This window comes from Mongoliimonas terrestris (assembly GCF_001927285.1).
GTDB lineage: Bacteria > Pseudomonadota > Alphaproteobacteria > Rhizobiales > Pleomorphomonadaceae > Chthonobacter > Chthonobacter terrestris.
Map to the genome: position 1 here is coordinate 14,523 of NZ_MSIG01000026.1, position 24,729 is coordinate 39,251.

25 protein-coding genes are annotated in these 24,729 nt (G+C 71.1%); 11 read left to right on the forward strand and 14 right to left on the reverse strand.

The window, feature by feature from the left end; all coding sequences use genetic code 11:
* Nucleotides 1-13: 13 nt before the first annotated feature.
* The 4 genes from BUQ68_RS21375 to BUQ68_RS21390 all read right to left on the reverse strand — a co-directional run bounded on the left by BUQ68_RS21375 (nt 14) and on the right by BUQ68_RS21390 (nt 4,514).
* On the reverse strand, nt 14-349 hold the full coding sequence (locus BUQ68_RS21375; protein WP_175577881.1) for a lysozyme inhibitor LprI family protein: 336 nt from the start codon (nt 347-349) through the stop codon (nt 14-16).
* Nucleotides 350-507: 158 nt separating this feature from the next.
* Nucleotides 508-1,821, reverse strand: coding sequence for a glycolate oxidase subunit GlcF (gene glcF, locus BUQ68_RS21380; protein WP_075218065.1), 1,314 nt, complete (start codon nt 1,819-1,821; stop codon nt 508-510).
* Nucleotides 1,822-1,824: 3 nt separating this feature from the next.
* On the reverse strand, nt 1,825-3,024 hold the full coding sequence (locus tag BUQ68_RS21385) for an FAD-binding protein (RefSeq protein ID WP_075218085.1): 1,200 nt from the start codon (nt 3,022-3,024) through the stop codon (nt 1,825-1,827).
* Nucleotides 3,021-4,514 (reverse strand): FAD-linked oxidase C-terminal domain-containing protein, encoded by a 1,494-nt coding sequence (locus tag BUQ68_RS21390; protein WP_075218066.1) that lies wholly within the window; start codon nt 4,512-4,514, stop codon nt 3,021-3,023. Before BUQ68_RS21390 ends, BUQ68_RS21385 begins: the two co-directional genes overlap by 4 nt.
* A 503-nt stretch (nt 4,515-5,017) precedes the next feature.
* Here BUQ68_RS21390 and BUQ68_RS21395 point away from each other — a divergent pair.
* Complete coding sequence (locus BUQ68_RS21395) at nt 5,018-5,953, forward strand: LysR family transcriptional regulator (protein WP_075218067.1); 936 nt, start codon at nt 5,018-5,020, stop codon at nt 5,951-5,953.
* Between the two features lie 56 nt (nt 5,954-6,009).
* On the opposite strand, the gene BUQ68_RS21400 is transcribed toward BUQ68_RS21395, so the two are convergent.
* The gene (locus BUQ68_RS21400) at nt 6,010-7,365 is read right to left on the reverse strand and encodes a DUF3422 family protein (protein WP_342587033.1); all 1,356 of its coding nucleotides are present in this window, start codon (nt 7,363-7,365) and stop codon (nt 6,010-6,012) included.
* A gap of 238 nt (nt 7,366-7,603) precedes the next feature.
* Here BUQ68_RS21400 and BUQ68_RS21405 point away from each other — a divergent pair, with 238 nt between their 5' ends.
* The 8 genes from BUQ68_RS21405 to BUQ68_RS21440 all read left to right on the forward strand — a co-directional run bounded on the left by BUQ68_RS21405 (nt 7,604) and on the right by BUQ68_RS21440 (nt 14,821).
* Entirely contained in the window at nt 7,604-8,488 is an 885-nt protein-coding gene (locus BUQ68_RS21405; RefSeq protein WP_075218068.1) for an FCD domain-containing protein, read from the forward strand.
* A complete protein-coding gene (locus BUQ68_RS21410) occupies nt 8,485-9,276 on the forward strand; it encodes a (Fe-S)-binding protein (RefSeq protein ID WP_075218069.1) in 792 nt (263 codons plus the stop codon). Before BUQ68_RS21405 ends, BUQ68_RS21410 begins: the two co-directional genes overlap by 4 nt.
* Nucleotides 9,273-9,779 carry a DUF29 domain-containing protein gene (locus tag BUQ68_RS21415; protein ID WP_245293343.1) on the forward strand — a complete coding sequence of 169 codons (507 nt, stop codon included), beginning with the start codon at nt 9,273-9,275 and terminating at the stop codon, nt 9,777-9,779. The genes BUQ68_RS21410 and BUQ68_RS21415 overlap by 4 nt, the downstream gene beginning before the upstream one ends.
* Nucleotides 9,776-10,276, forward strand: a complete 501-nt coding sequence (locus BUQ68_RS21420; RefSeq protein WP_245293344.1) for a DUF29 domain-containing protein — start codon at nt 9,776-9,778, stop codon at nt 10,274-10,276. The genes BUQ68_RS21415 and BUQ68_RS21420 overlap by 4 nt, the downstream gene beginning before the upstream one ends.
* Entirely contained in the window at nt 10,273-11,703 is a 1,431-nt protein-coding gene (locus tag BUQ68_RS21425; RefSeq protein WP_075218070.1) for a LutB/LldF family L-lactate oxidation iron-sulfur protein, read from the forward strand. The genes BUQ68_RS21420 and BUQ68_RS21425 overlap by 4 nt, the downstream gene beginning before the upstream one ends.
* A complete protein-coding gene (locus tag BUQ68_RS21430; protein ID WP_075218088.1) occupies nt 11,700-12,374 on the forward strand; it encodes a LutC/YkgG family protein in 675 nt (224 codons plus the stop codon). Before BUQ68_RS21425 ends, BUQ68_RS21430 begins: the two co-directional genes overlap by 4 nt.
* A 300-nt stretch (nt 12,375-12,674) precedes the next feature.
* Entirely contained in the window at nt 12,675-14,045 is a 1,371-nt protein-coding gene (locus BUQ68_RS21435) for a glutamate--cysteine ligase (protein WP_075218071.1), read from the forward strand.
* A gap of 92 nt (nt 14,046-14,137) precedes the next feature.
* A complete protein-coding gene (locus BUQ68_RS21440; RefSeq protein WP_075218072.1) occupies nt 14,138-14,821 on the forward strand; it encodes a DUF937 domain-containing protein in 684 nt (227 codons plus the stop codon).
* Nucleotides 14,822-15,377: 556 nt separating this feature from the next.
* Here BUQ68_RS21440 and BUQ68_RS21445 read toward each other — a convergent pair.
* The 3 genes from BUQ68_RS21445 to BUQ68_RS21455 all read right to left on the reverse strand — a co-directional run bounded on the left by BUQ68_RS21445 (nt 15,378) and on the right by BUQ68_RS21455 (nt 16,539).
* The gene (locus tag BUQ68_RS21445; protein ID WP_075218073.1) at nt 15,378-15,611 is read right to left on the reverse strand and encodes a hypothetical protein; all 234 of its coding nucleotides are present in this window, start codon (nt 15,609-15,611) and stop codon (nt 15,378-15,380) included.
* Entirely contained in the window at nt 15,608-15,991 is a 384-nt protein-coding gene (locus BUQ68_RS21450; RefSeq protein ID WP_075218074.1) for a DUF1127 domain-containing protein, read from the reverse strand. Before BUQ68_RS21450 ends, BUQ68_RS21445 begins: the two co-directional genes overlap by 4 nt.
* Nucleotides 15,992-16,212: 221 nt before the next feature.
* Nucleotides 16,213-16,539, reverse strand: coding sequence for a YjiS-like domain-containing protein (locus BUQ68_RS21455; protein WP_175577882.1), 327 nt, complete (start codon nt 16,537-16,539; stop codon nt 16,213-16,215).
* 356 nt (nt 16,540-16,895) lie between these two features.
* On the opposite strand from BUQ68_RS21455, the gene BUQ68_RS21460 reads away from it, so the two are divergent.
* On the forward strand, nt 16,896-17,789 hold the full coding sequence (locus tag BUQ68_RS21460) for a LysR substrate-binding domain-containing protein (RefSeq protein WP_075218076.1): 894 nt from the start codon (nt 16,896-16,898) through the stop codon (nt 17,787-17,789).
* A gap of 49 nt (nt 17,790-17,838) precedes the next feature.
* Here the strand turns inward: BUQ68_RS21460 and BUQ68_RS21465 are convergent, their stop codons facing one another.
* From BUQ68_RS21465 to osmF, 6 genes are all read right to left on the reverse strand, one after another.
* The gene (locus BUQ68_RS21465) at nt 17,839-18,774 is read right to left on the reverse strand and encodes a DMT family transporter (protein ID WP_075218077.1); all 936 of its coding nucleotides are present in this window, start codon (nt 18,772-18,774) and stop codon (nt 17,839-17,841) included.
* A gap of 192 nt (nt 18,775-18,966) precedes the next feature.
* Nucleotides 18,967-19,578, reverse strand: coding sequence for a LysE family translocator (locus BUQ68_RS21470; protein WP_075218078.1), 612 nt, complete (start codon nt 19,576-19,578; stop codon nt 18,967-18,969).
* A 145-nt stretch (nt 19,579-19,723) separates the two neighbouring features.
* The gene (locus BUQ68_RS21475; protein ID WP_083656796.1) at nt 19,724-20,500 is read right to left on the reverse strand and encodes an ABC transporter permease; all 777 of its coding nucleotides are present in this window, start codon (nt 20,498-20,500) and stop codon (nt 19,724-19,726) included.
* A gap of 11 nt (nt 20,501-20,511) precedes the next feature.
* Nucleotides 20,512-21,450 carry an ABC transporter ATP-binding protein gene (locus BUQ68_RS21480; RefSeq protein ID WP_075218079.1) on the reverse strand — a complete coding sequence of 313 codons (939 nt, stop codon included), beginning with the start codon at nt 21,448-21,450 and terminating at the stop codon, nt 20,512-20,514.
* Nucleotides 21,447-22,598 (reverse strand): ABC transporter permease, encoded by a 1,152-nt coding sequence (locus BUQ68_RS21485; protein ID WP_075218080.1) that lies wholly within the window; start codon nt 22,596-22,598, stop codon nt 21,447-21,449. Before BUQ68_RS21485 ends, BUQ68_RS21480 begins: the two co-directional genes overlap by 4 nt.
* 61 nt (nt 22,599-22,659) lie before the next feature.
* Nucleotides 22,660-23,568, reverse strand: a complete 909-nt coding sequence (osmF, locus tag BUQ68_RS21490; RefSeq protein ID WP_075218081.1) for a glycine betaine ABC transporter substrate-binding protein OsmF — start codon at nt 23,566-23,568, stop codon at nt 22,660-22,662.
* Between the two features lie 392 nt (nt 23,569-23,960).
* Here osmF and BUQ68_RS21495 point away from each other — a divergent pair, with 392 nt between their 5' ends.
* A complete protein-coding gene (locus BUQ68_RS21495) occupies nt 23,961-24,662 on the forward strand; it encodes a type 1 glutamine amidotransferase (protein WP_075218082.1) in 702 nt (233 codons plus the stop codon).
* Nucleotides 24,663-24,729 lie beyond the last annotated feature (67 nt).

Below are 24,729 nucleotides of genomic sequence, written 5' to 3' on the forward strand. Positions count from 1 at the left end.
CCGCGTGCCGCGATCAGATCTCGCCGAGCCGTTTGCGGTAGGCGTCGATGGCGCAGCCGCGCTTGTCGTCCGCCTGCCGGCAGGCGTTGCGGGCCTTCACCCAGTCGTCCTGCGACGAGCGGAGGTCCTGGACGTTGTTGGCGGCCGAGCGGGCGAGCGCGCCCGCGAAGGCCTTGGCGAGTTCCACGTCGAGGGCGGCGAGTTCGTCGTCGCCGCAGATCAGGGTCTCGATCTCGCCCTTGGGGCGGTCGCAATCGAAGCTCGGATCCGCCGCACGCCCCGCTGCCGGCGACAGGGTCGCCATGGTCAGCGCCAGCACGGAAAACACCACTCTACGACAGACCGTCACGGCAGAACCCCCAAGCGAACAAGGCCGCGTCAGACCACGGCGCGCTCGACCCTCTCTGTCGCGCCACACGGTGGCGCTTTGAGGGCCGTGGCGCTTTGCGGGCCAGTGTAGCGCCGGCCGGTGTACCGTTGGTTTCCGCCCCGTCGCGCCGAGGCCGCTCACGCAGCCCCGAGGTCCGCCGGCCGCTCGCCGCCGTAGGCCCAGTCCAGCAGTTCCACCGTGTGCACCACCGGCACCGTCGCCGCGGCACCCAACTGGGTGATGCAGCCGATGTTTCCGGTCGCGATCACGTCCGGACCGGTGCGGGCGATGTTGGCAAGCTTGCGGTCGCGGAGCGTCGTGGCGATGTCCGGCTGCAGGATGTTGTAGGTCCCCGCCGAGCCGCAGCAGAGGTGCCCTTCCGGCACGTCGCGCACCGTGAATCCCGCCCGCGACAAGAGCACCTTCGGCTCGGTGCGGATCTTCTGCCCGTGCTGCATGGAGCAGGCCGAGTGGTAGGCGACCGTCAGCGCCTCCGGCGCCGCCGCCGGCGGCAGGTCCAGCCGGGCGAGGAGCTCTGTCACGTCCTTGGCGAGCGCCGACACCCGGGCGGCCTTTGCCGCATAGGCCGGGTCGGTGCGCAGCATGTGGCCGTAGTCCTTGATGGTCGTGCCGCAGCCCGACGCGGTGATCACGATGGCATCGAGGCCCTTGCCGTCGATCTCCGCCGTCCAGGCGTCCACGTTCCGGCGGGCGGCGGCGAGCGCGTCCTCCTCCCGCCCCATGTGGTGGGTCAGCGCCCCGCAGCAGCCCTCCCCCTTCGGCAGCACGATCTCCACCCCGAGCCGGGTGAGGAGGCGGATGGTGGCGTCGTTGATCGAAGGCCGCAGCACCGGCTGGGCGCAGCCGGACAAGAGCGCCACCCGGGCGACGCGCGCGCCGGTCGCCGGGGCGATCTCGTCACCCGCCCGATGGCGCGACGGCACCGGCGCCTTGCCGGGCGCCAGCCGCAGCATGGCGGCGAGCCGCCGGCCGGTGAAGCCCATCCGGGCCATCACCGGGGCGAACGGCCGGCCGAACAGCGCCGCCGCCAGCGCCAGGCGGAACCGCCCGCGGTTCGGCAGCACGATCGCCAGCACGCCGCGCAGCAGCCGGTCCGGCAGCGCGCGGGCGTGGGTCTCCTCGATGTGGGCGCGGGCGTGGTCGACGAGGTGCATGTAGTGGACGCCCGACGGGCACGTGGTCATGCACGAGAGGCACGACAGACACCGGTCCACGTGCTTCACCGTCTCGGCGTCCGCCGGCCGGTCGTTCTCCAGCATCTCCTTGATCAGGTAGATGCGGCCCCGCGGGCTGTCGAGTTCGTCGCCGAGGAGCACGAAGGTGGGGCAGGTCGCCGTGCAGAAGCCGCAGTGGACGCAGGCGCGGAGGATCTTCTCCGAGGCGGCCATGTCCGGGTCGGCGAGCTGGGCGAGGGAAAACGAGGTCTGCATGGGTCAGGCGTCTCCCGCCATCCGCGCCGGATTGAGGATGGCGTAGGGGTCGAATTCGGCCTTCAGCCGCCGGCCGAGCGCGGCGAGTGCCGCCGGCTGGGGCTGGAACACCGGGATGGTTTCGCGAAGGGCCGCCGGCCCGCGCACCAGGGTGGCGTGGCCGCCGCCGGCCGCCGCCACCGCGCCGCGGATCAGCGCCGCGCCGCCGTCGTCCACCGGGTCCGTGGCGAGCCACACGAGCCCGCCGCCCCAGTCGTAGAAGGCCTCCGCCTCCCGCCCGGCCGCCACCGTCGCCGCCACCGTCGGCCCGGCGGTCGGCGCCACCGAGATGCGCCAGATCGCCCGGGCCGCCGGCTCGGCGATCGGCGCCGCGTCGCGCACCGCCCGCCAGAGCGCCGCCGAGGCTTCCCCCGCCAGCCGCTCCGCGGCCCCGAACGGCGCCAGCAGCACGGCCAGCCGCTCGAACCGCGCCGCCACCGAGGGCTCGAACCCTTCCAGCCGCATCAGCGTCGCCGGCCCCGGCAGGCCCGCCCGCGCCGCCGCGTCCAGCGGCAGGTGCGCCGCGCCGGACACGTCCGCTGGCGACCCGAGCGCGGCGGACAGCGCCGCGACCGCCCGCGCCGACGGCAGCCCGAGGAGCATCAGGGTCGCCGCCGTCTCGGCCTTGGGCAGCACCTTCACGGTCACTTCCGTCGCGACCGCCAGCGTGCCCCACGAGCCGCAGAGCCCCTTGGCGAGATCGTAGCCGGTGACGTTCTTCACCACCCGGCCGCCGGCCTTGAAGATCTCCGCCCGCCCGGACACCGCCTCCACGCCGAGCACATGGTCGCGCGCCGCGCCCATCTTGATCCGCCGCGGGCCGGACTGGTTGGTCATCATGGCGCCGCCGAGCGTGCCCTGGCCGGTGCCGGCGAGCGCGTGGAAGGACATGGGCTCGAACGCCAGCTCCTGGCCCCGCGCGTCCAGCAGCGCCTCGATCTCGGCGATCGGCGTGCCGGCCCGGGCCGACAGCACCAGCTCCTCCGGCTCGTAGAGCGTCACGCCGGTGAGGCCGGCGAGGAAGAGCGGCTTCTCGTTGCCGTCCGGCCGGCCGATGCCGGCCTTGGACCCGTGGCCGCGAAGGACGAGCGGCGCGCGCGCCGCCACCGCCTCCGCGACGGCGGCCTGGACGTCGGCCGTGGACGAGGGCGTCAGGGTCATCAGAACCTCGGGATGTCCGGGAAGGGCAGCTTGCCGCCGGAGACGTGCATGCGACCGAGTTCGGCGCAGCGGTGCAGCTCGGGGAAGACCTTGCCGGGGTTGAGCAGGTGCTTGTCGTCGAAGGCGCACTTCACCCGGATCTGGTGGGCGAGGTCGATGTCGGAGAACATGGTCGGCATCAGGTCGCGCTTCTCGATGCCGACGCCGTGCTCGCCGGTCAGCACACCGCCCACCTCCACGCAGAGCCGGAGGATGTCGGCCCCGAACGCCTCCGCCCGGTCGAGTTCGCCCGGCACGTTGGCGTCGTAGAGGATGAGCGGGTGCAGGTTGCCGTCCCCGGCATGGAACACGTTGGCGACCCGCAGCCCGTGCTCGACCGACAGCTCGCGCATGCGGGCGAGCACTCGCGGCAGCTGTTTGCGCGGAATGGTGCCGTCCATGCAGTAGTAGTCCGGCGAGATCCGCCCGACCGCCGGGAAGGCGGCCTTCCGCCCGGCCCAGAAGGCCATCCGTTCCGCGTCCGAGGTGGAGACCCTGCACTCCATGGCGCCCCGCCCCCGGGCGATCGCCTCCACGCGGGAAAGCAGGTGGTCCACCTCCACGTCCGGCCCGTCCAGTTCCACGATCAGCAGCGCCTCCGCGTCGCGCGGATAGCCGACGTTGACGAAGTCCTCGGCGGCGTTGATGGCCGGGTTGTCCATCATCTCCATGCCGCCCGGAATGATGCCGGCGGCGATGATGTCCGCCACGCACTCCCCCGCCGCTTCCGAGGAGGAGAAGGCGACCAGCACCGCGCGCGCCGTCTCCGGCGCCCGGAGGATGCGCACCGTCACCTCGGTGACGACGCCGAGCAGCCCCTCCGATCCGACGATCAGCGCCAGGAGGTCCACCCCTTCGGAGTCCAGATGCTTGCCGCCGAGCCGCACCACCTCGCCGGTGATCAGCACCAGTTCCACGCCGAGCACGTTGTTGGTGGTCAGCCCGTACTTCAGGCAGTGCACCCCGCCGGAATTCTCCGCCACGTTGCCGCCGATGGAGCAGGCGATCTGCGACGACGGGTCGGGCGCATAGTAGAAGCCGGCGTGCTCCACCGCCCGGGTGATCCCGAGGTTCGTCACCCCCGGCTCCACCACCGCGACCCGGTTGTCGAAGTCGATCTCCTTCACCCGGTTGAACTTCATCATGGAGAGAAGCACCCCGTCGGCGAGCGGCAGCGCGCCCCCGGAGAGCGACGTGCCCGCCCCGCGCGGCACCACCTTCACGTCGTTCTCGTGGCACCAGGCCAGCACCGCGCTGACCTCCGCCACCGTCTCCGGCAGCACCACCACGAGCGGCGGCGTCTTGTAGGCGGTCAGCCCATCGGACTCGTAGGGCTTCAGCCCGACCGCGTTGTCGATCACGCCCTTCGGCACGATCCGCCGCAACGCCGCCGCGATCTCCCCCCGCCGCGCGATCACCGCCTCGTCGACGGGTGGCATCTCGGGATGGCTCATGGTCGGGTCTCCGGGTTGAAGTGGTTGTGTCCGGGAAGGCGGCGGTTCACCCCCCACCCCGACCCTCCCCCACAAGGGGAGAGGGGGCTCGTCGGCGGGGACGGTGGGAAGGACGGCGCCCTCTCCCGCGGCGTCATCCCGGCGAACGCCGGGATCCAACCAACGGTGCGGGTGGCTTCCAGGGTGCGGGTCAGGTGGAGCCGGCGCGGTTGGCGGGATGGTCGGTTGGATCCCGGCGTTCGCCGGGATGACAGCCCAAGGGGGCGCCCCCGTGTTGAACGACCGAACGACATGTCTGCGGCCGGCAGAAAGAGCTCATCCGACGTCAGCAGAACTATCCCACCCCTCTCCCCCGCCTCGACGAACCCCCTCTCCCCTTGTGGGGGAGGGTTGGGGAGGGGGGGAACCTCCGCGCTCTGCCGGAACGGCACCCCACCACCCCCCGCCATCCCTTCCCGTCCGTCCCCCGCCCCTCTACCATCGGCCGAAACAGGACACCCGCCGTGCAGGACATCCACGACCTTCAGATCTTCGCCCGCATCGTCGCGGCCGGCTCCATGTCGGCGGCGGGGCGGGATCTCGGGCTCTCGCCGGCGGTCGTCTCCAAGCGCGTCCGCCGGCTGGAGGACCGGCTCGGCACGCTGCTCTTCCAGCGCACCACCCGCCAGATCGCCCTCACCGAGGCCGGCCAGGGCTTCCACGAGCGGGTGCTCGCCATCCTCTCCTCCATCGAGGAGGCGGAGGCCTTCGTGTCGCGCAAATCCGCCCAGGCGCGCGGCACCTTGAAGATCGCCGCGCCCACCACCTTCGGCCGCCTCCACGTCGCGCCCCATCTCGGCGCCTTCCTGGAGAAGAACCGCGGCCTCGTGCTCGACCTGCAACTCTCCGACGAGTTCGTCGACGTCATCGGCGAGGGCTTCGATGTCGCCGTGCGCATCGGCGCCCTCGCCGACAGCAGCCTCGTCGTCCGCCGCCTCGCGCCCAACCACCGCCTGCTCTGCGCCACGCCCGCCTATCTCGCCCGCCACGGCACGCCCCGGCGCCTCTCCGACCTCGACGCCCACGTCTGCCTCGCCGCCGGCCACCAGGACCCCTGGCGCCTGGACGGCCCGGAGGGCGAGGTCGCCGTGCGGGCGAGCGGCGCCGTCCACACCAATTCGTCGGAAGTGGTGCGCGAGCTCTGCCTCGCCGGCGTCGGCATCGCGCTCCGCTCCACCTGGGACGTGGGGCCGGACCTCTCCGCCGGCCGCCTCCAGGTGGTGCTGCCGGCCTACCGCGGCTCGCGCCACGTGGCGGTGCACGCGGTCTACCCCAGCCGCCGCTTCCTGCCCGCCAAGGTGCGCCTCTTCGTCGACTGGCTGGCCGCCCTCTACGGCCCGGAGCCCTCTTGGGACGCCGGCCTGTCGCCGCTGCTCGACCCCGTGCGGGCGGCCGAATAGGCCCGGCGGCAGCCGCCGCCCGTCCGCTCCGGCGTCATGGAGGCGGCGCGCGGCGCTCATCCGTGATCCTCCCCCACGTGCCGCTTGCGGATCCGCCGCACCGTCCACCACACGCCCGCCAGCACCGGCACCACGGCGAGTGCCGTCACGGTGGTGGCGTCCACGTGCACGCCGAACGCCGCCGGCAGCTTGGCGAGGTAGGACACGAGCCCCACCACATAATAGCTGACCGCCGCCACCGAGAGCCCTTCCACGGTCTGCTGCAGGCGAAGCTGCAGCCGCGCGCGGCGGTTCATGCTGTCGAGCACGTCGCGGTTCTGCTGTTCCAGCTCCACGTCCACCCGCGTGCGCAACAGGTTGGCGGCCCGGCCGAGCTTGGTGGAGAGATCCTGCTGCCGGTCCTGGATCGATTGCAGCGTGCGCATCGCCGGCGCCGTCCGGCGGGCGAGAAACGCCCCCCAGGTGGAATAGCCCTCGAACGGCCGCTCGCCGATGGTGGCGAGGCGCAGGCCCACGATCTCGTCATAGGCCCGGCTCGCGCCGAACCGGTAGGCGCTCGCCGCCGCCACGGCCTCCAGGTCGGCGGTCAGCCGGGTCAGGTCGTCGAGCAGCCGCCGGTTCTGCTCCAGCCCGGACGACTGGCGGATGTCGGAGGCGATCTCCACGGTCCGCCGCTCGATGGCGGCGATCACCGGCCCCTGCGCCTGCGCCTCCGGCAGGCCCAGCATGGAGAAGGTCCGGTAGGTCTCGATCTCCAGGAGCCGCTGCACCAGGGCGCCCGCCTGGCGCGGATGCAGCCCCTTGTCGACCACAAGGATGCGCGTGCGCCCGTCCCGGTCCACCCGGAAGTCGGTGGCGATCAGCGCGGTGCCGTCCACCACCAGCGAGGTCGACACCCAGACCTCCTCGAAGTGGCTGATCGGCCCGCCGGTCTCCGGCGGCACCATGGCCTCGGTCACGAGGTCGAGCCGCGTCGCCACCAGGAGTTCGCCCGGCGGCTGGAAGCCGGCGCCGAACGGATCCTCCCGTGTCGCGCCGAACGGCGGCGCGCCCGGCACCGGGGCCGCGTCGAACGTGTAGGTGGTGAACTCGGAGAACTGCTCCCAGCGCAAGGTGCCGCCCGACACCGTCATCTGGTGCACCTTCTGCTCCGGCCCTGGCCCGTCCACCCCATGGCGGCGGCAGAAGTCGCGCAGGAACGCCCGGTCGGCGGCGGCCGAGGCCGGCGGCGTCTGGAAGCCATAGTGCAGGAAGACACGCGGCGAGCCCACCAGCCGGAACGGCCGGGCGTGCACCTCGCCGAGCACCCGCGCCCGGAGCGGATGCCCCGGCCAGCCCGCGTGTCCTCCCGAATGCCCGGCCGCATGGCCTCCCATCTGGCCCATTTCCGCCCCTGTCCTCCGGTCGTCCATGATCCCGCCTCCCCGCCCGCCCCACCCAGGACGGTCCGCCCCGCCCTTCTATCGCAGCCGCCCGGCGGACACACGCGGGAACGACATCGGGACGCACCCGCGCCCGCCCGTCGCCTTGCCTCTTTCCGTCTTCACCCTTCGTCGCACCAAGTGGTCCAATCAATTGACCACTCGCTCCACCGGCCGTAAGGTGACCGCAATCGCCCGCCGCCGCAAGCGGGCCGAAAGACGGACGCGCATGGTCTTCCGGGAAGTCAGCCACGGCCGCACCGCCGACGCGGTGATCGCCCAGATCGAGGGCCTGATCCTCGACGGCGTGCTGCGCGCCGGCGACCGGCTGCCGGCCGAGCGGGAGCTTGCCCGCAACCTCGACGTCTCCCGCCCGATCCTGCGCGACGCCCTCGCCGACCTGGAGACGCGCGGCCTCATCGTCACCCGTCACGGCGGCGGCACGGTGGTGGCGGACGTCACCGGCGAGGTCTTCCGCGAGCCCATCGTCGGCCTCGTCCGCAACCATCCGAAGGCCGCCGCCGACTTCCTGGAGTACCGCCGCGAGATCGACGCCGTCGCCGCCGGCTTTGCCGCCGAACGGGCGACCGCCTCCGACAAGGAGCGGCTCGCCCGCATCATGCAGACGCTGGAGGCGGCGCACCGGGAAAAGGACTTCCGCTGGGAGGCCGAGCTGGACGTGGAGTTCCACGTGGCCATCTCCGAATCCGCCCACAACACCATCCTCTTGCACACCCTCAGGGCCTGCTACCGCCTGCTCACCGACGGCGTCTTCTACAACCGCGGCCTTCTCTACGGCCACGCCGACAGCCGCGACCGCCTGTTCGCCCAGCATCTGGCCATCCACGACGCGGTGATCGCCGGCGACCCTGAAGCCGCCCGCGCCGCCGCCAGCGCCCACATGACCTACGTGGCCGCCGCCGTCCGCGAGCGGGAGGACGAGGGCCTGCGCGAATCCATCGCCGAGATGCGCCTGGAACTCACCGCCGCCCGCCTCGACGGCCGCGGCCGGCGTCCCCGCCGCGTGCCGGACCTTGCCGCCGCGCCGTCGCCCATCACCGGATCCGCTTCGTCCGCCGCCGAACCCACCGCCGAACCCGAGGACACCCCATGACACCGACCGGGACCGGCCCGCGCGTCGCCCTCTTCGTCACCTGCCTCGTCGACCTCTACCGGCCGACCGTCGGCTGGTCCGCCGTCAAGCTGCTGGAGGCCGCCGGCTGCACCGTGGAGGTGCCGGCCGGCCAGACCTGCTGCGGCCAGCCGGCCTACAATTCCGGCGACCGGGCCGACGCCCGGACGATCGCCGAGGGCGTCATCCGGGCCTTCGAGGGCTACGACTTCGTGGTCGCCCCGTCCGGCTCCTGCGCCGGCATGATCAAGGCGCACTATGGCGAGCTCTTCCACGGCGATCCCAACTGGAGCCCGCGCGCCGAGGCCCTTTCCGCCCGGACCTTCGAGCTCGTCAGCTTCCTCGTCGACGTGATGGGCGTCTCCGCCGTCGACGCGCGCTTTGCCGGCACCGTCACCTACCACGACAGCTGCTCGGGCCTGCGCGAACTCGGCATCAAGGCCCAGCCCCGCGCGCTGCTTGCCACCGTCGACGGCCTCGCGCTCAAGGACCTTGCCGACAGCGAGGTCTGCTGCGGCTTCGGCGGCACCTTCTGCGTCAAGTACGGCGAGATCTCCGACAAGATCGTCTCCAAGAAGACCGCCAACGTGGCCGCCTCCGGCGCCGGCACCTTGCTGGCCGGCGACCTCGGCTGCCTCCTCAACATGGCCGGCAAGCTGAAGCGCGAGGGCTCGGCCGTGGAGGTCCGCCACGTGGCCGAGGTGCTCGCAGGCCTTGCCGACGGCCCCGCCATCGGCGAGCCGCGCAAGCCGGCCAAAACGGTGGCATGATGCCCGTCACCGCCGATCGGCCGCGCCGGGAGACCGCCATGGGACGCGCCAAGGAAAAGCCGCTCTTCGCCGAGCCCACCGACTACGAGGACGACTTCCAGTCCTGGCTGTTCGAGCAGGCCGAACTGTTGCGCCAGCGCCGCTTCGACGAGGTGGATGTTCCGAACGTGATCGAGGAGCTGGAGAGCATGGGCCGCGAGATCCGGCATGCCCTGGAATCCTTTTACCGGCTGCTGATCGCCCACCTCCTGACGTGGCAGGCCCAGCCGCAGCTCCGCTCCGCCTCGTGGGAGGTGACCATCGTCCGCGAACGCGCCCATATCGAGCAGCGGGAAGCGCAGAACCCCGCGCTGCGGGCCAACGCCGCCGCCATCGTCGCCGACGTCTACCGCAAGGCCGTCAAGGAAGCTTCCATCGAAACCGGCCTCCCCCCGTCCGCCTTCCCGCCTGCATGCCCCTGGAGCCTCGACGAGCTCCGCGACGAGGACTACCTCCCCGCATGACCGACACCGCCGATCGGCCCCTCCGGGAGACAGCCATGGGACGCGCCAAGGAAAAGCCGCCTGCCGCACCGGCGGCCCACAACGTCGACTTCTTCGCCTGGACCGAGGCACAGGTCGATCTCATGCGCCGCGGCGCCTTCGACCGCATCGACTGGGAGCATGTGATCGAGGAAGTCGAGAGCATGGGCAACGAGCAGAAGCATGCCCTGGTGTCGTCCTACCGCGTGCTCCTGATGCATCTCCTCAAGTGGGTCCACCAGCCGTCGCGGCGCAGCCGCTCGTGGAAGAACACCATCCGGCGCGAACGGCTCAACATCGTCCAGCGCCTTCAGACCAATCCCTCGCTCAAGGCCCGGACCGGTGAGCTCGTCGCCCTCGCCTATCCGCTGGCCCTCCGCGAGGCCGCCGGCGAAACCGGCCTCCCCCCGTCCGCCTTCCCGCCCGCGTGCCCCTGGAGCCTCGACGAGCTCCGCGACGAGGATTTCCTCCCCGCATGACCGCCCACGTCATCACCTCCCCGCGCTTCAAGGACAACGCCCACGAGGCCATGCTGTCGCCGCCGCTGCAGAAGGCGATGGGCAACGTGGAGCGCAACTTCATCGAGCGCCGCGCCCAGGCCGCCGCCAACCTGCCGGAGTTCGAGGCGCTCCGCGACGCCGCGCGGGACATCAAGACCCACACGCTGAAGCACCTGGATCTCTACCTGGAGGCCTACGAGAAGAAGGTCGTGGAGGCCGGCGGCCACGTGCACTGGGCGGCGGACGCGGATGCGGCCAACAAGATCATCCTGGACATCTGCCGCAAGGCCGGGGCGGAGACCGTCACCAAGGGCAAGTCGATGATCTCCGAGGAGATCGGCCTCAACGCCTACCTGGAGGCGAACGGCGTCACGCCGGTGGAGACCGACCTCGGCGAATACATCATCCAGCTGCGCGGCGAGGCGCCGAGCCACATCATCGCGCCGGCCGTCCACGTCAACAAGGAGGAGGTGGAGGCCGAGTTCCGCCGGGTCCACACCCACCTCGACCCCAAGCGCGACCTCTCCGAGCCGACGAGCCTCCTCGCCGAGGCGCGCGGCGAACTCCGCCAAAAGTTCCTCGCCGCCGACGTCGGCATCACCGGCGCCAACTTCCTGATCGCCGAGACCGGCACGTCGGTGATCGTGACCAACGAGGGCAACGGCGACCTCACGCAGATCCTGCCGCGCGTCCACGTGGTGATCGCCTCGCTCGAAAAGATCACCCCGACGCTGGAGGACGCCAGCCAGATCCTCCGCGTCCTCGCCCGCTCGGCGACCGGCCAGGAGATGAGCGTCTACACCACATTCTCCACCGGCCCGCGCCGGCCGGGCGACCCGGACGGGCCGGAGGAATACCACGTGGTGCTCCTCGACAACGGCCGCACCGCCATGCTCGGCACCGAGTTCGAGGACATGCTCCGCTGCATCCGCTGCGGGGCCTGCATGAACCACTGCCCGGTCTACCACGCCATCGGCGGCCACGCCTACGGCTGGGTCTACCCCGGCCCCATGGGCGCCGTGCTCACCCCCACGCTGATCGGCGTCGACAAGGGCGGCCACCTGCCGAACGCCTCCACCTTCTGCGGCCGCTGCGAGAGCGTCTGCCCCATGCGCATTCCGCTGCCCAAGCTCATGCGCCACTGGCGCGAGCGCGAGTTCGAGCGCCACCTGCAACCGCAGACGGTCCGCTGGGGCCTGAAGACCTGGGTCTTCTTCGCCACCCGCCCCGCCCTCTACCGGCTGGCGACGCGGCTTGCCATGGGCACCCTCGGCCGCCTGGGCCGCGCCGCCGGCCGCTTCAAGTCCTTGCCCCTCGCCGGCGGCTGGACGAAGTATCGCGACATGCCCGCCCCGGAGGGCGGCACCTTCCAGGCCGAGTGGGCCAAGCGCCGGAGGGCCGCATGAGCACCGTCCGCGACGCCATGATCGCCCGGGTCCGCCGCAACCTCGGCGTCTCCGGCACCGACGTCACCCGCCGCGCCGCTGTCGCCGACCGGCTCGCCCGTGCGCCCGCCGGCCTCGTCCCGGCCCGCGGCCAGCTCGACCCGGACGCCCGGGTGGCGCTCTTCATCGCCAAGGCCGAGGGCGTCCAGGCGACCACCGAGCGGGTGGCCGCCGCCGCCGAAATTCCCGCCGCCGTCGCCGCGTATCTGCGCCGCCACAACCTCCCCCAGCGCGTCCGCACCGGCGACGACCCCCGCCTCGCCGCCCTCGACTGGTCCGTCGGCGCGGGCCTCGACGTCACCCGCGGCCCGAGCGACGGCAGCGATCTCGTCTGCGTCAGCCACGCGGTGGCGGGCGTCGCCGAAACCGGCACCCTCGTCCTCACCTCCGGCCCGGACAACCCGACGACCCTCAACTTCCTGCCGGACGTCCACATGGTGGTCGTCGACGCCGGCACCATCGGCGGCGACTACGAGACCGTCTGGCGCGACCTCCGGTCCCGCCTCGGCAAGGGCGTCATGCCCCGCACCGTCAACTTCGTCACCGGCCCCTCCCGCAGCGCCGACATCGAACAGACCCTCCTCCTCGGCGCCCACGGCCCCCGCAGCCTCCACGTGATCGTGGTGGGGTAGGAGGGGTCGGGTCCCGATCCTGCGAGGCCGCCATGCCATCGAAAGTCCGAGGGGATCGGGGCACCGAACCTTTAGGGCCGTCATCCCGGCGAAAGCCGGGATCCAGCCGACGGTGGTGAGAGCCGCGCCGGCGCGGATGATGGTGCCGACGGTTGGATCCCGGCATTCGCCGGGATGACGGTGAGGGTTGAACGATGGAGGTGGACACCCCCCTCCCCCGGTCGTGATTTCCCCCTGATTGATCCCGCATCGCCGCAAGGATAGTGTCCGCCGGCCGACACCCCAGGAGACGCCCCCTCGATGGCGCGAGACACGTCCGACGACACCCCGATCACGTCCCGCGACGACCTCGTCGGTCGGCTGGAGAGCGGCAGCAAACCGAGGCAAGACTGGCGGATCGGCACCGAGCACGAGAAGGTCGGCTTCGCCAAGGCCGACCGGCGGCCGGTGCCCTACGAGGGCCAGGGCGGCATCCGCCAGCTCCTGGAGGGCATGGAGGGTCTTCTCGGCTGGGAGCCCATCCTGGACGAGGGCCGGCCGATCGGCCTTGTCGACCCGACCGGCGGCGGCGCCATCAGCCTGGAGCCCGGCGGCCAGTTCGAGCTCTCCGGCGCGCCGGTGGAGACGCTGCACCAGACCTGTTCGGAAACCCACGCCCACATGGCGCAGGTCCGCCAGATCGCCGAGCCGCTCGGCATCGGCTTCCTCACCCTCGGCGCCAGCCCCGTCTGGTCGCTGGCCGAGACGCCGGTGATGCCGAAGTCGCGCTACGCGATCATGACCGACTACATGCCGAAGGTCGGCACCCGCGGCCTCGACATGATGTACCGCACCGCCACCGTGCAGGTGAACCTCGACTTCGAGAACGAGGCCGACATGGTGCGGAAGATGCGCGTGTCCGTCGCCCTGCAGCCGATCGCCACCGCGCTCTTTGCCAACTCCCCCTTCCTCGACGGCAAGCCCACCGGCCGCCTGTCGGAGCGGTCCGAGATCTGGCGCGACACCGACAACGCCCGCGCCGGCATGATTCCCTTCGTGTTTGAGGACGGCTACGGCTTCGAGCGCTACGTGGACTGGGCGCTCGACGTGCCCATGTATTTCGTCAAGCGCGAGCGCTACCACCCGGCCACCCACGTCACCTTCCGCCAGTACCTCGACGGCGCGCTCCGCGACGAGCTGCCCGGCATCGTCCCGACCCGCGGCGACTGGGACAACCACCTCTCCACCCTCTTTCCCGAGGTCCGGCTGAAGCGCTTCCTGGAGATGCGCGGTGCCGACACCGGGTCGCTTCGCCGCATCCTGGCGCTTCCGGCCTTCTGGGTCGGCCTCCTCTACGACGACGAGGCCCTCGGCGCCGCCTACGACCTCGTCAAGGACTGGACCGACGCGGAACGCCAGGCCCTTCGCGACCAGGTGCCGAGCCTTGCCCTGAAGACGCCTTTCCGCACCGGCACGGTGCTCGACGTCGCCCGGCAGGCGGTCGCCCTTTCGCGCGCCGGCCTTGCCCGCCGGGCTCGGCTCAACAGCGGCGGCGACGACGAGACCGTCTATCTCGCCCCGGTGGAGGAGACCGTCGCCCTCGGCCGCACCCAGGCGGAGGTGCTGCTCGACCGCTTCGCCACCACCTGGGGCGGCGCGCTCGACCCGCTTTTCGCCGACCACATCTACTGATCGTACCGGATAGGCCGATCGGCCGTTTGACGGGACCTGCCGGGAGCCCGATGATGGCGGCTTGCGGCAGGGGCCGTTCCGGAGGATTTGCGATGTTCACGTTCGCCGACATGATGCGTCAGGCCCAGGGCGGGCAGGCGATCGACAACATCGCCGCCGCCTACGGGTTGAAACGGACGGACGTGGAGAAGCTCATGATGACGCTTCTGCCGCTCTACTCCCTCGGCCTGAAGAAGAGCCTCACCGAGATGAGCTCGCCGGGCTCCATCACGGATCTCCTCGACCCGGAGAAGTTCCGCGCCGCCTTCGACGACGCCCGCGCCGCCGTCTCGCCGGCCGCCACCGAGGCCGGCCGGATCGCGCTTGAAAAGATGTTCGGCTCCGGCGAGGCCGCCGGCGTCATCGCCGAGCAGGCCGCCGCCGCCTCCGGCATTGGCGCCGACGTGGTGTCGAAGATCATGCCCACCATGGCCGCCACCGTGTTCGGCGGCGTCGTCAAGCAGCTGGAGGACGGCCCCTTCGCGCCCATCCTCAAGGCCTGGTCCGGCACCATGGACGCCAAGGGAAATCCCTTCGACATGGTCACCAACCCCTACCGCGACGCCATGAAGGCCTTCCTCAAGGGCTACGCGGAAGGCAAACCCAAGCCGAAAGCCGCCGGTGTCTCCTGGCCGGAAGGCATGGAGACCTGGGGCAAGCTCTTCGACGCCGGCTTCGAGATGAACGAGGCGAGCCGCAAGGCCTTCGAGAAGGTCTACGGCATCAAGCTGGCTTGAAAAGTCGGCACCCCACCCCGGCCGCTGCCGTGTCCGACCCTCCCCGCAAGGGGGAGGGTAGATGCGCGCACCCGCAAGGAAGACGCCCCACGCCCCTTTCGCGCCACGCCTCTCGATCGTCATGGTCCGCGCAGGCGCCCCCCACCCCCTCACCTCCTCGATCGTCATGGTCCGCTTCAAGCGGACCACCCACGCTTTTTTCGTGAGCGTACAGGAATGCGTGGATGGTCTGCCCAAAGCAGACCATGACGGTGGAGGCGAACGGCACCTCGCCGGAAACCTCGGAGCTCCCCGTCCGTCAAGGCCTCCCACCCCGACCAGCCAGCACCCACCCTCCCCGTTGCGGGGAGGGTCGACTGGCGAAGCCGGTCGGGGTGGGGTCGCCCGCCGCCCCTCCACCCGCCGCCTCACCCAACCACCGCCCAATCCCCCGTCCCCGCAAAAAAACGGGGCGGCCTCCGCGATCGGAGGGCCGCCCCAGTCGGACCGGCAGGGGGCCGGTATGGGTTGGGCCTGGTCGGCCCTCAGGCCCAGCGGGCCGCGTCGGCCCGATCGGTCAGGCCGCCGCCTGGCGCAGGGCCTCCCGGTGCGCCTTGCAGGTCACGATCCGGGGCGGCGCCAGGATGGCGGTCTCGAAGGCCACGATGGCGGCCAGGAAGGCGTCGCGGCTGCGGCGGTCCGCAAAGCCGATCACCTTGCCCTTGTAGCGGGTCAGGGCGTCGCCCGAGACCGGCTTGCCGGTCCACGGGCAGACGTCGTTGACGCAGTCGGCGAGGGTGGGTGGTGTCATTCTGATCTCCTCCGGTCGTCGGCGACGAGGCGCAGCAGCGGTCTGGCGGTTTCGGCGCAGCGCAGCGCCGGGGCTTCGACCGTGGTCACGCGCGGGATGAGGCCGCGCGTCCGGTTGGCGGTCGAAAGGTCCGCAAGATAGAGGCTCGGGTCGCGGTGGGCCGGGAGCGCATAGGCGTCCCGGACGTCATCGCGGGTGAGGCCGATGTCGGCGAGCAGATGGTCGTCGAGTTCGGCAATGCCCTGCAGCTGCCGGCGGTTCTGCATGACCGTCCAGGCATCCGCAAAGCCGCGGACCACGCCACGCGCCACGGCCGCGGTCATCGCGAACACGGTCGGCATCGCCATCGGCTGGCTAGTGGTGGTTTTGGACGTGAACATGGCAGTCTCCCCGGAAAAAATCAGACAAAAGGTCGTGCGCCGATGCGTCCGGCACGGAACGGTTGGTGGGTTGAGGGGGGATGTTGGAAACGTCGGCACCTTGGCGAAGGGTCGTCGATCAGTCCAACGAATGTTGTTGATGACACTGATCGACGACGCTTATGGTTTCGAGTGCCGGCTGCCGTTCAATGAGCGTGGGTTTGTCGTCGGACCATCCCTGCTCACCGTGCGGCACGCGCTTCCCTCCTCATCTCCTGGATCTGGGCACGATGCGCGCGCGCCTGAGCGGCCCGCGTTTCGGCCAGTCGCGAACTCGGCTTCTCGCCGGCTTCGCTCGACAGCGCGTGATGAACATCGCCCCTGCTGATGCCAAGATCTGTCAGCATGTGATCGTCGAGTTCCAGGAGCCGCATCGTCCGCCGCCGGTCGAGTTCCGCCTCGACAAGACGAACGAGCGCCTGCGTTCCCGACAGGATCATGAGGCCGGCGCGTTCCAGAAGGCCGGACCGCCGCGCGGCCGCCTTCCGATGGTCGATGATGAGTGTCATGTGCATGTGTCCTTCAAGTCTTGAGCGTTTCAGGCAAAGGCCGGCCAATCGCGCAGGAGGTCCTGCCCGTCGGGTGCGGTCTTCATGAGGGTCTTCGGTTCAGGATCCCACCTTGCACCGGGTCCATGTCCGATGCTGTCAGGATGCGCGACCGCTATTGATCGGTCCAACGAATGTTTGTAATCTAAGTCATCAGCGAGTTTGATGGTTCTGCCGACAGGGTGGGTTCGGATCGCGCCGGACCTCGCTGTTATGAAGGTCAGACAAAGCGGCGTCTGTGACGAACATCACCCGCGGCGGCGATCGCCGCGACCCGAAAACCGAACGCAACCGCCCATGACGGGCCCCGGAGTCCCATGAACGTACTCGATCTCGACCAGCTGCGCACCTTCGTGGCGATCGCCGAAATGGGCTCCTTCACGGCCGCCGCCGAGGTGGTGCACAAGACCCAGTCCGCCGTGTCCATGCAGATGCGCCGGCTGGAGGAGCGGGTCGGCCGGCCGATCTTCACCCGCGACGGGCGCCAGAGCCGCCTCACCGAGGACGGGCGCCGGCTCCTGGAATACGCCCGCCGGATGATCCGCCTCAACGACGAGACCCTCGCGGCCTTCCTCGACCCTGGCCTTGCCGGCACCATCCGCCTCGGCATCCCGGACGACTACGCCGACCGGCTGCTGCCCATGGTCCTTGCCGGCTTCAGCCGCATCAACCCGGCCATCGACATCTACGTGGACTGCCAGCGCACCTCCGTCATCAGCGAGATGATCCGCGACGGCGCGCTCGACCTCGGCATCGTCAGCTACGGCGCGAGCCTCTCCGGCATGGCCGAGATGATCCGCCGCGAGCCGCTCTACTGGGTGTCCGCCCGCGATCACTGCACCCACGAGCTCGACCCCTTGCCGCTCGCCCTCGGCCCGGAGGATTGCTGCTGGCGGTCGGAGGCCGTGCGGGCGCTCGATCGGGTCGGCCGGCGCTTCCGGGTGGTCTACACGTCCGGCGCGGCCCTCGCCCAGACGGGCGCCGTGCTGGCGGGTCTCGCCGTGTCCGTGCTGCCGGAAAGCGCGCTCCGCTCCAGCATGCGCGTGCTCGGGCCGCGCGACGGCTTCCCCGACCTCGCCTTCACGGAGATCGGCCTCATCCGGGCCGAGCACGCCAAGCACCCGATCCACGACGCGCTCGCCAACCACATCACCACGTCGCTCGGCAACCTCTCGGTCGCCAGCGGCCCGATGAGCGTCGCCGCCGAATAGGCGGGGTGCTGCGCCGAATTAGGCGGCGTGTCCTCCGTCGGGTCGGCGCTCAGCGCCGCCCGCGCGACAGGACGATCAGGTTGCCGACGATCACCGCGCCGAGCCCCGCCATGGCGACGGGCGTCCACTGATAGCTTTCGAACACCGTCGAGATGCCGAGGGCGAACACCGGGAAGATGACGGTCGCATAACCCGCCCGCGCCGCGCCGATCCGGCCGAGGAGCGTCAGGTAGGAGGCAAACGCGATCACCGAGGAGACGATCGACAGCCAGAACAGGCTGCCGATGTAGGCCGGCGTCCACTCGATCTGGAACGTCCGCCCGTTGGCGAGCGCCAGCAGCACCATCACCCCCGCCCCGTAGACCATGCCCCAGGCGTTGGTGGAGAGCACCGGCAAACCCCGGCTCTGGCTGGCGCTGGAGATCATGTTGCCGACGCAGAAGCTCACTGTCCCGGCGATGCAGAAGCCGAGGCCGACGGCCGCCGCATGGTCGAACTCCGTCCCGGCGATCTCCGGCCAGAACACGAGGCCGATACCGGCAAAGCCGATCAGCGCCCCGATGGCGACCCGGGGCACGATCCCCTGGCGGAACACCACCGCGGCCATCACCAGGTTGATCACCGAGGCGAGCGAGAACACCACCGACAGGAGGCCGGAGGCCAGCACCTGGCCGCCGAGGTAGAAGAGGTAGAAGTTGGTGGAGAAGAGCAGCGCCCCTTGCACGGCGAAGCGCGCGTGGTCCGTCCACGAGAACCGCATCCGCTGGCGCGCCACCGCCACCCAGCCGATCATCACGGCCGCCGACAGCATGAAGCGCCAGGCGACCGACACCTCGGGCGCCACCACGCCCACCTGCATCTTGAGGGCGATCCAACTCGTCGACCAGGCGAACACCGTGATGGCGTAGAGCAGGAAGTCGAAGAGCGTGAACGGCGCGAGCGCCGGCTTCTCGGCGGGCGCGGCGGCGGGGACGGCGGCGGTCATGATACGGATACGGTCCAATTCCAGGTCTTCAGGCGGGCGCCCGACGGGCCGGCTCGCGTTCGCCGGCGGCGGTGCCCGTCCCTTGCCGCCCCTTCTTGCGCCCGGTGGGGTGCAAGATCCAACGGCGATTCGTGATGGATACCATCATACAAATTGATGGGCTTCGTCCCGATCGCCCGGTCCAACCCGCCGTCAGCGAACCACCACGGCCGCCGCGGCGCCCGCCATCATGGTCCCGGCGCCCCGGTTCAACGCCCGCACGGCCCGCTCGCTGCGGAAGAGATCGCGCGCGCTGGAGGCCGCCGCCGCATAGGCCGAGCCGATCAGCGTCAGAAGCACCGACACCGTGACGACCAGTTCGGCAAAGCCGATGGCGGTCAGCCGCTCCAGCGGCACGAGGGTCGGCAGCAGCGCCAGATAGAAGACCATCACCTTCGGATTGCCGAGCGTCAGCGCCAGCCCGGCGAGGAAGGTGCGGAACGGCCCCTGCCCGCCCTCCGCCCGCACGTCCGCCGGCACGGGCTTGGCCCGCCAGAGCTTCACCGCCAGATAGAGCAGATAGGCCGCGCCCGCATACTTGATCACCAGGAAGACGGTGCCGAAGCTCTGCGCGATGGCCGCCAGGCCGAACACCGCGAAGGAGAGGTAGACGAGGTCGCCGGCCACCAGCCCGATCACCATCGGAAAGGTGCCGCGAAACCCCGCCCCCAGCGCCCGCGCCACCACCGCCGCGATCCCGGGCCCGGGCGAGGCCGCCGCCACCGAGAAGGCGAGCGCGAAGGCGGCGAGCGTCATCAGATCCATGGCATGTCATCCGGTATGGGAAGCGCCGACCGTTCGCCGCGCTCCCGGCAGTCAAGAGCGATAGCACGTCCACCGATCCCGCCGGAAGCCGCGCCCGCCCCCTCTCATCGCAGCATCCGTCCGTCCTTCGCCACCCGTTTCCCGCTCACCCCGTCCGCCGGCCCGTCCGCCGTGCCACCCGCCGCTCCAGCGCGCCGAGGCTGTCGTAGAGAAGCACCGCCAGCGTCGCCACCACCAGCCCGCCCTGCACCACGAAGGCCATGTTGCCGGAGAGGAGCCCGGCGATGATGACCTCGCCGAGGCCCTTCGCCGCCACCGTGGAGCCGATGGTGGCGGTGGACAGTCCGATCACCGTGGAGATCTTCACCCCTTCCAGGATCACCGGCAGGGCGAGCGGCAGCTCCACCTTGAGGAGCCGCTGGCGCGCCGTCATGCCCATCCCGTCCGCCGCGTCCAGCACCGCCGGCGGCAGGCGGGTGAGGCCGGTCAGGGTGTTCTCGAAGATCGGCAGCAGCCCGTAGAGGAAGAGCGCGAACAGAGTCGGCCGCTCGCCGAAGCCGAACAACGGCACCGCCAGCGCCAGCACGGCCACCGGCGGGAAGGTCTGGCCGATGTTGACGATCGACCGCGACAGCGGCAGGAAGTCCGCTCCGGCCGGCCGCGTCACGCCGACCGCGAGCCCGACCGCCACCACGGTCGCCGCAAGGCTCGCCACCGCCACGGTGCCGAGGTGCGCCAGCGTCAGGTCGATCAGCGGCGCCCGGTCGTAGATGGCCGGCGCGCCGTTCGTCGTCAGCGGCGCGAACACCGGCGCGAAGCTCTCCGGCATGGCGAGGAAGAGCACCAGCACGGCGAACGCCGCGAACCGGATCAGCGTGCCCGCCCGTGGCAGCCGCCGCGCCCGCGCGCCCCGTTCTGCCATCGCGACGCCGCTCACGACGGCCGTCCCCCGCGCGCGATCAGCCCGGCGAGCGTCACCCGGCCGAGCGGCCGCCCGTCCGCGTCCGTCACCGGCAGCGCGTCCCGGCCGGTCCAGATCAGCTCGGCGAGCGCGTCGCGCTGCGTCCGCCCGGCGCTGATCGCCGGCCCGTCCGCCGCCCCCGGCTCCACCGCGCTCTCCACGGCTTCAAGCGAGAGAAGCCGGAACGGCCGGTCGCCGGTGCCGATCAGCGTCTCCACGAAGTCCGTCGCCGGGTGGGTCAAAAGGTCCGCCGGCGTGCCGTGCTGGACCAGCCGGCCGCCGTCCATCACGGCAATCCGGTCGCCGAGGAGGATCGCCTCCTCCATGTCGTGGGTGACCAGGATGATGGTGGTGCCGAGTCGCTTCTGGATCGCCTTCAGGTCCTCCTGCGCCTTGGCCCGGATCACCGGGTCGAGCGCCCCGAACGGCTCGTCCATCAGGAGGATGTTGGGCTCGGCCGCCAGCGCCCTTGCGACGCCGATGCGCTGCTGCTGGCCGCCGGAGAGTTCGTGCGGATAGCGGCCTGCGAAATCCTTCGGGTCGAGCTGGAAGAGGTCGAGCAGCGTCTCCACCCGGGCGGCGATCCGCTTGGCGTCCCAGCCGAGGAGCACCGGCACGGTGGCGATGTTCTGCGCCACCGTCCGGTGCGGGAAGAGCCCGTGGTTCTGGATCGCGTAGCCGATCGCCCGCCGCAGTTCGTGCACCGGCACCGTGGCGGTGTCACGCCCGTCGATCCGCACCGTGCCGCTCGTCGGCTCCACCAGCCGGTTGATCATGCGGATGAGCGTCGACTTGCCCGAGCCGGAGGTGCCGACGATCACCGTCATGGTGCGCGCCGGCACCGTGAAGGACACGTCGTCCACCACCGCCGCGTCGCCGTAGCGCTTGGTCAGGCCGATCAGTTCGATCATGGGGGCGCCTTGCCGGTAAGGGCGACCAGCGCGTCGAGAACGACCGCCGCCGCGAAGGCGAGCGCCACCGTGGGGACGGCGCCGAGGAGGATGAGGTCGGGCGCGGTCTGGCCGATCCCGAGGAAGACGAACACGCCGAGCCCGCCGCCGCCGATCAGCGCCGCGATGGTGGCAAGGCCGATGTTCTGGACGAGCACGATGCGCACGCCCGTGAGGATCACCGGCAGGGCGAGCGGCAGTTCTACCGCCATCAGCCGCTGCCGGCGCGTCATGCCCATGCCGTCCGCCGCGTCCACCACCGTCCGCGACACGCCGGTGATGCCGACGAAGGTGTTCGCCACCATGGGGAGCAGCGAATAGAGGAAGAGCGCCACGAAGGCCGGCGCCATGCCAATGCCCGCGATGCCGACCGCGCTCGCCCCCGGCACCGTGGCGGCGATCCAGCCGAGCGGCGCGATCAGCATGCCGAAGAGCGCGATCGACGGGATGGTCTGCACCATGTTGAGGAGGTTCAGCACCGGCGCCCGCAGCCCCGCCTTGCGGGCGATCAGCACCCCCGCCGGAATGCCCACAGCCATGGCAAGCGCCAGCGAGCCGAGCGCCAGCGTCATGTGGGCGAGCGCCTCGCGCCGGAACACCTCCGCCCGCACGCCATATTCGCGCACGATGGAGAGGTCGGCGAACACCCGGAGGGCGAACAGCCCGGCGAACACCGCCGCCGCCGCCGCGAGCCCGCCGATCCGCGCGAGCGGCCCAAGCCGCAGCCGCACCACCGCGTCCGCAAGCATCAGCGCGAAGGCGAAGAGCCCCGTCCAGAACCCCGCCGCCGGCGCCACCCGCGCATAGCGGTCGCCCTCCGGCGTCAGGTGCGTCGCGGCGAGCCCCACCGCCACCAGCAGGAGCACGAGCCCCGCCACGGCCGCCGCCAGCCGCACCGCCGGCGGCGTGCGCATCAGCGCCACGGCGGCGAGCGCCAGCACGGCCGCCGCCACGCCGAGCCCTGCGGCCGGCGGCAGCGCGGCCCACACGGCCACCGGGTCGCCCGCCACGATCCGGTTCGCCCGGAACGTCGCGAACGGCAGGAGCGCGATCGCCCCCGCCGCCAGCGCGGCCGTCACCGCGCCCAGTCTGTCGATCGCCAAGGCCATCCAGTCCTCGCATCGGGCGGGACGGCGCCCCGCGTGCGCCGCCCCGACGGATCGGGTCGGGTTACTTCAGGAAGCCCTTGCCGGTCAGCCATTCCTCGGCCACCGCCCGGGCGGGCTCGCCGCCCACCTGGATGCGGCCGTTCAGCTCCTGCAGGGTGACGAGGTCCAGGCTCTCGAAGATCGGCTTCAGCACCGTCTCGATCGCCGGGTTCTCCTTCAGCGCCTCCTCGCGGATGATCGGCGCCGGCTGGTAGACCGGCTGCACGCCCTTGTCGTCCTCCAGCACCACGAGGCCGGAGGGCGCGATGGCGCCGTCGGTGCCGTAGACCATGGCGGCGTTCGCCCCGCTGGTCTGTTCGGCCGCCGCCTTGATGGTGGCCGCCGTGTCGCCGCCGGACAGCACGATCAGCTGGTCGGGGCTGAGCGTGAAGCCGTAGGTGGTCTGGAACGACGGCAGCGCCGCCGCCGAGTTCACGAACTCCGACGAGCCCGCCAGCTTCACCGTGCCGCCCCCGGCCACCCAGGCGCCGAAGCTTGTGAGCGTCGTCAGGTTGTTGGGCTCCGCCACGTCCTTGCGGAGCGCGATGGCCCAGGTGTTGTTGGCCGGCGACGAGGTCAGCCAGACGATCTTGTTCGCCTCGTAGTCGAGGCTCTTGGCCGCCTCGAACGCCTTGGCGGCGTCCTTCCACAAGGGGTCGTCCGCCTTGTTGTGGAAGAAGGCCGCGTTGCCCGTGTACTCCGGATAGATGTCGATCTCGCCGGCGGTGATCGCCTGGCGCACCACCGGGGTGCCGCCGAGCTGGATCCGGTCCTCCGTCTCGATGCCGGCGTTCTGAAGCGCCAGGAGGATGATGTTGCCGAGGAGCCCGCCCTCGGTGTCGATCTTGGACGAGACCACCACGGCGGCGGAGGCCGCCGAGGCGAGGAGACCGGCAGCCACGGTCGTCGCGATGAAGACTGGCAGACGCATGCTTGAATTCCCTTCCGTCTTGCAGAAGCCGGACCCCCAGTGTCCACGGCTTTCCGCTTCCTGTGAACGCTTTTGCCGCCACTTGATCCGGCGGCCTGGACGAATTCTGTCAGGATCGGACCGGCCTCGGCCGTTGTCCGGGCCTTGACGCCCGCCTCGTCCGACGACGACCTCCCCCGCGCGCGGCCGTGCCGCCGCAGCCCGAACGGCGCGGCGTCGCAAGCGCTGCCTTGACCACAAGTCCGCAAACCGCCCCCGGGTTTCCTCCCCCGCCGGTCATTCCGACACGGGGGAGCACTCGACGGCGCCCATCCTGTCGTCCTACGCTGCATTGCGAAGGCCGGATCCGCCGCCGGCCCCGTCTTCCCACCTGCAAACTTCGGAAAAAACCGATGCGCGTCCTTGCCGTGGAGAACTACGCCGGCACTCACCTCGGTCTCGTCGGCCGGGCGCTCGCGGAGGCCGACGCCACCGTGGATCTCCGGCGCATGTACGACGGCGACCCGCTGCCGGAAACGAGCGGCGGCTACGACGCGCTGGTGGTGCTCGGCGGCGGCCAGAACGCCCTTGCGGACGAGGCCCATCCCTACCTGCCGGCGCTCGCCGCCCTCACGGCCCGCTTCGGCGCGGACGACAAGCCGGTGCTCGGCATCTGCCTCGGCGCCCAGATCGTCGCGCGCGGTTTCGGGGCCACCAACCTCCTCGGCCGCCCGTTGGAGATCGGCTGGCTCAAGGTGACGCCCACCGACGCCGGCCGCCAGGACCCGGTGATCGCCACCCTCGGCGACGGCGCCCCGCTCTTCCACTGGCACACCGACACCTTCACCCTGCCCCCCGGCGCCGTGCATCTGGCCTCCAGCGCCGCGACGCCCAACCAGGCCTTCCGCATCGGCCGCGCGGTCTACGGCATCCAGTTCCACTTCGAGGCCGACCGCTCCGTGGTCGACGCCTGGACCGCCGACTACCCGCACCTCTTCAAAGGCGAAGCCGCCGACTGGCCCACCCGCCACCACCGCGACCGCAACACCCTCGGCGCCGAAGCGGACACCACAGGGCTCCAGATAGCCCGCGCCTTCGTCGGTCTGATCGGCTGACGCGGGGGAAAGCGCCCGATCCCTTTCTCCCTCCTCGACCGTCATCAACTCAGTTCTGCAGGTTCAT

Bases quoted from the DNA above. Each gene is read 5' to 3' on its own strand.
- osmF (WP_075218081.1), bottom strand. From the start codon at position 23,568: ATGCGTCTGCCAGTCTTCATCGCGACGACCGTGGCTGCCGGTCTCCTC.
- BUQ68_RS21440 (WP_075218072.1), top strand. From the start codon at position 14,138: ATGTTCACGTTCGCCGACATGATGCGTCAGGCCCAGGGCGGGCAGGCG.
- BUQ68_RS21425 (WP_075218070.1), top strand. From the start codon at position 10,273: ATGACCGCCCACGTCATCACCTCCCCGCGCTTCAAGGACAACGCCCAC.
- BUQ68_RS21470 (WP_075218078.1), bottom strand. From the start codon at position 19,578: ATGGATCTGATGACGCTCGCCGCCTTCGCGCTCGCCTTCTCGGTGGCG.
- BUQ68_RS21390 (WP_075218066.1), bottom strand. From the start codon at position 4,514: ATGAGCCATCCCGAGATGCCACCCGTCGACGAGGCGGTGATCGCGCGG.
- BUQ68_RS21430 (WP_075218088.1), top strand. From the start codon at position 11,700: ATGAGCACCGTCCGCGACGCCATGATCGCCCGGGTCCGCCGCAACCTC.
- BUQ68_RS21465 (WP_075218077.1), bottom strand. From the start codon at position 18,774: ATGACCGCCGCCGTCCCCGCCGCCGCGCCCGCCGAGAAGCCGGCGCTC.
- BUQ68_RS21445 (WP_075218073.1), bottom strand. From the start codon at position 15,611: ATGACACCACCCACCCTCGCCGACTGCGTCAACGACGTCTGCCCGTGG.
- BUQ68_RS21415 (WP_245293343.1), top strand. From the start codon at position 9,273: ATGATGCCCGTCACCGCCGATCGGCCGCGCCGGGAGACCGCCATGGGA.
- BUQ68_RS21485 (WP_075218080.1), bottom strand. From the start codon at position 22,598: ATGGCCTTGGCGATCGACAGACTGGGCGCGGTGACGGCCGCGCTGGCG.
- BUQ68_RS21405 (WP_075218068.1), top strand. From the start codon at position 7,604: ATGGTCTTCCGGGAAGTCAGCCACGGCCGCACCGCCGACGCGGTGATC.
- BUQ68_RS21410 (WP_075218069.1), top strand. From the start codon at position 8,485: ATGACACCGACCGGGACCGGCCCGCGCGTCGCCCTCTTCGTCACCTGC.
- BUQ68_RS21480 (WP_075218079.1), bottom strand. From the start codon at position 21,450: ATGATCGAACTGATCGGCCTGACCAAGCGCTACGGCGACGCGGCGGTG.
- BUQ68_RS21420 (WP_245293344.1), top strand. From the start codon at position 9,776: ATGACCGACACCGCCGATCGGCCCCTCCGGGAGACAGCCATGGGACGC.
- BUQ68_RS21495 (WP_075218082.1), top strand. From the start codon at position 23,961: ATGCGCGTCCTTGCCGTGGAGAACTACGCCGGCACTCACCTCGGTCTC.
- BUQ68_RS21475 (WP_083656796.1), bottom strand. From the start codon at position 20,500: ATGGCAGAACGGGGCGCGCGGGCGCGGCGGCTGCCACGGGCGGGCACG.
- BUQ68_RS21455 (WP_175577882.1), bottom strand. From the start codon at position 16,539: ATGACACTCATCATCGACCATCGGAAGGCGGCCGCGCGGCGGTCCGGC.
- BUQ68_RS21460 (WP_075218076.1), top strand. From the start codon at position 16,896: ATGAACGTACTCGATCTCGACCAGCTGCGCACCTTCGTGGCGATCGCC.
- BUQ68_RS21435 (WP_075218071.1), top strand. From the start codon at position 12,675: ATGGCGCGAGACACGTCCGACGACACCCCGATCACGTCCCGCGACGAC.
- BUQ68_RS21400 (WP_342587033.1), bottom strand. From the start codon at position 7,365: ATGGACGACCGGAGGACAGGGGCGGAAATGGGCCAGATGGGAGGCCAT.
- glcF (WP_075218065.1), bottom strand. From the start codon at position 1,821: ATGCAGACCTCGTTTTCCCTCGCCCAGCTCGCCGACCCGGACATGGCC.
- BUQ68_RS21450 (WP_075218074.1), bottom strand. From the start codon at position 15,991: ATGTTCACGTCCAAAACCACCACTAGCCAGCCGATGGCGATGCCGACC.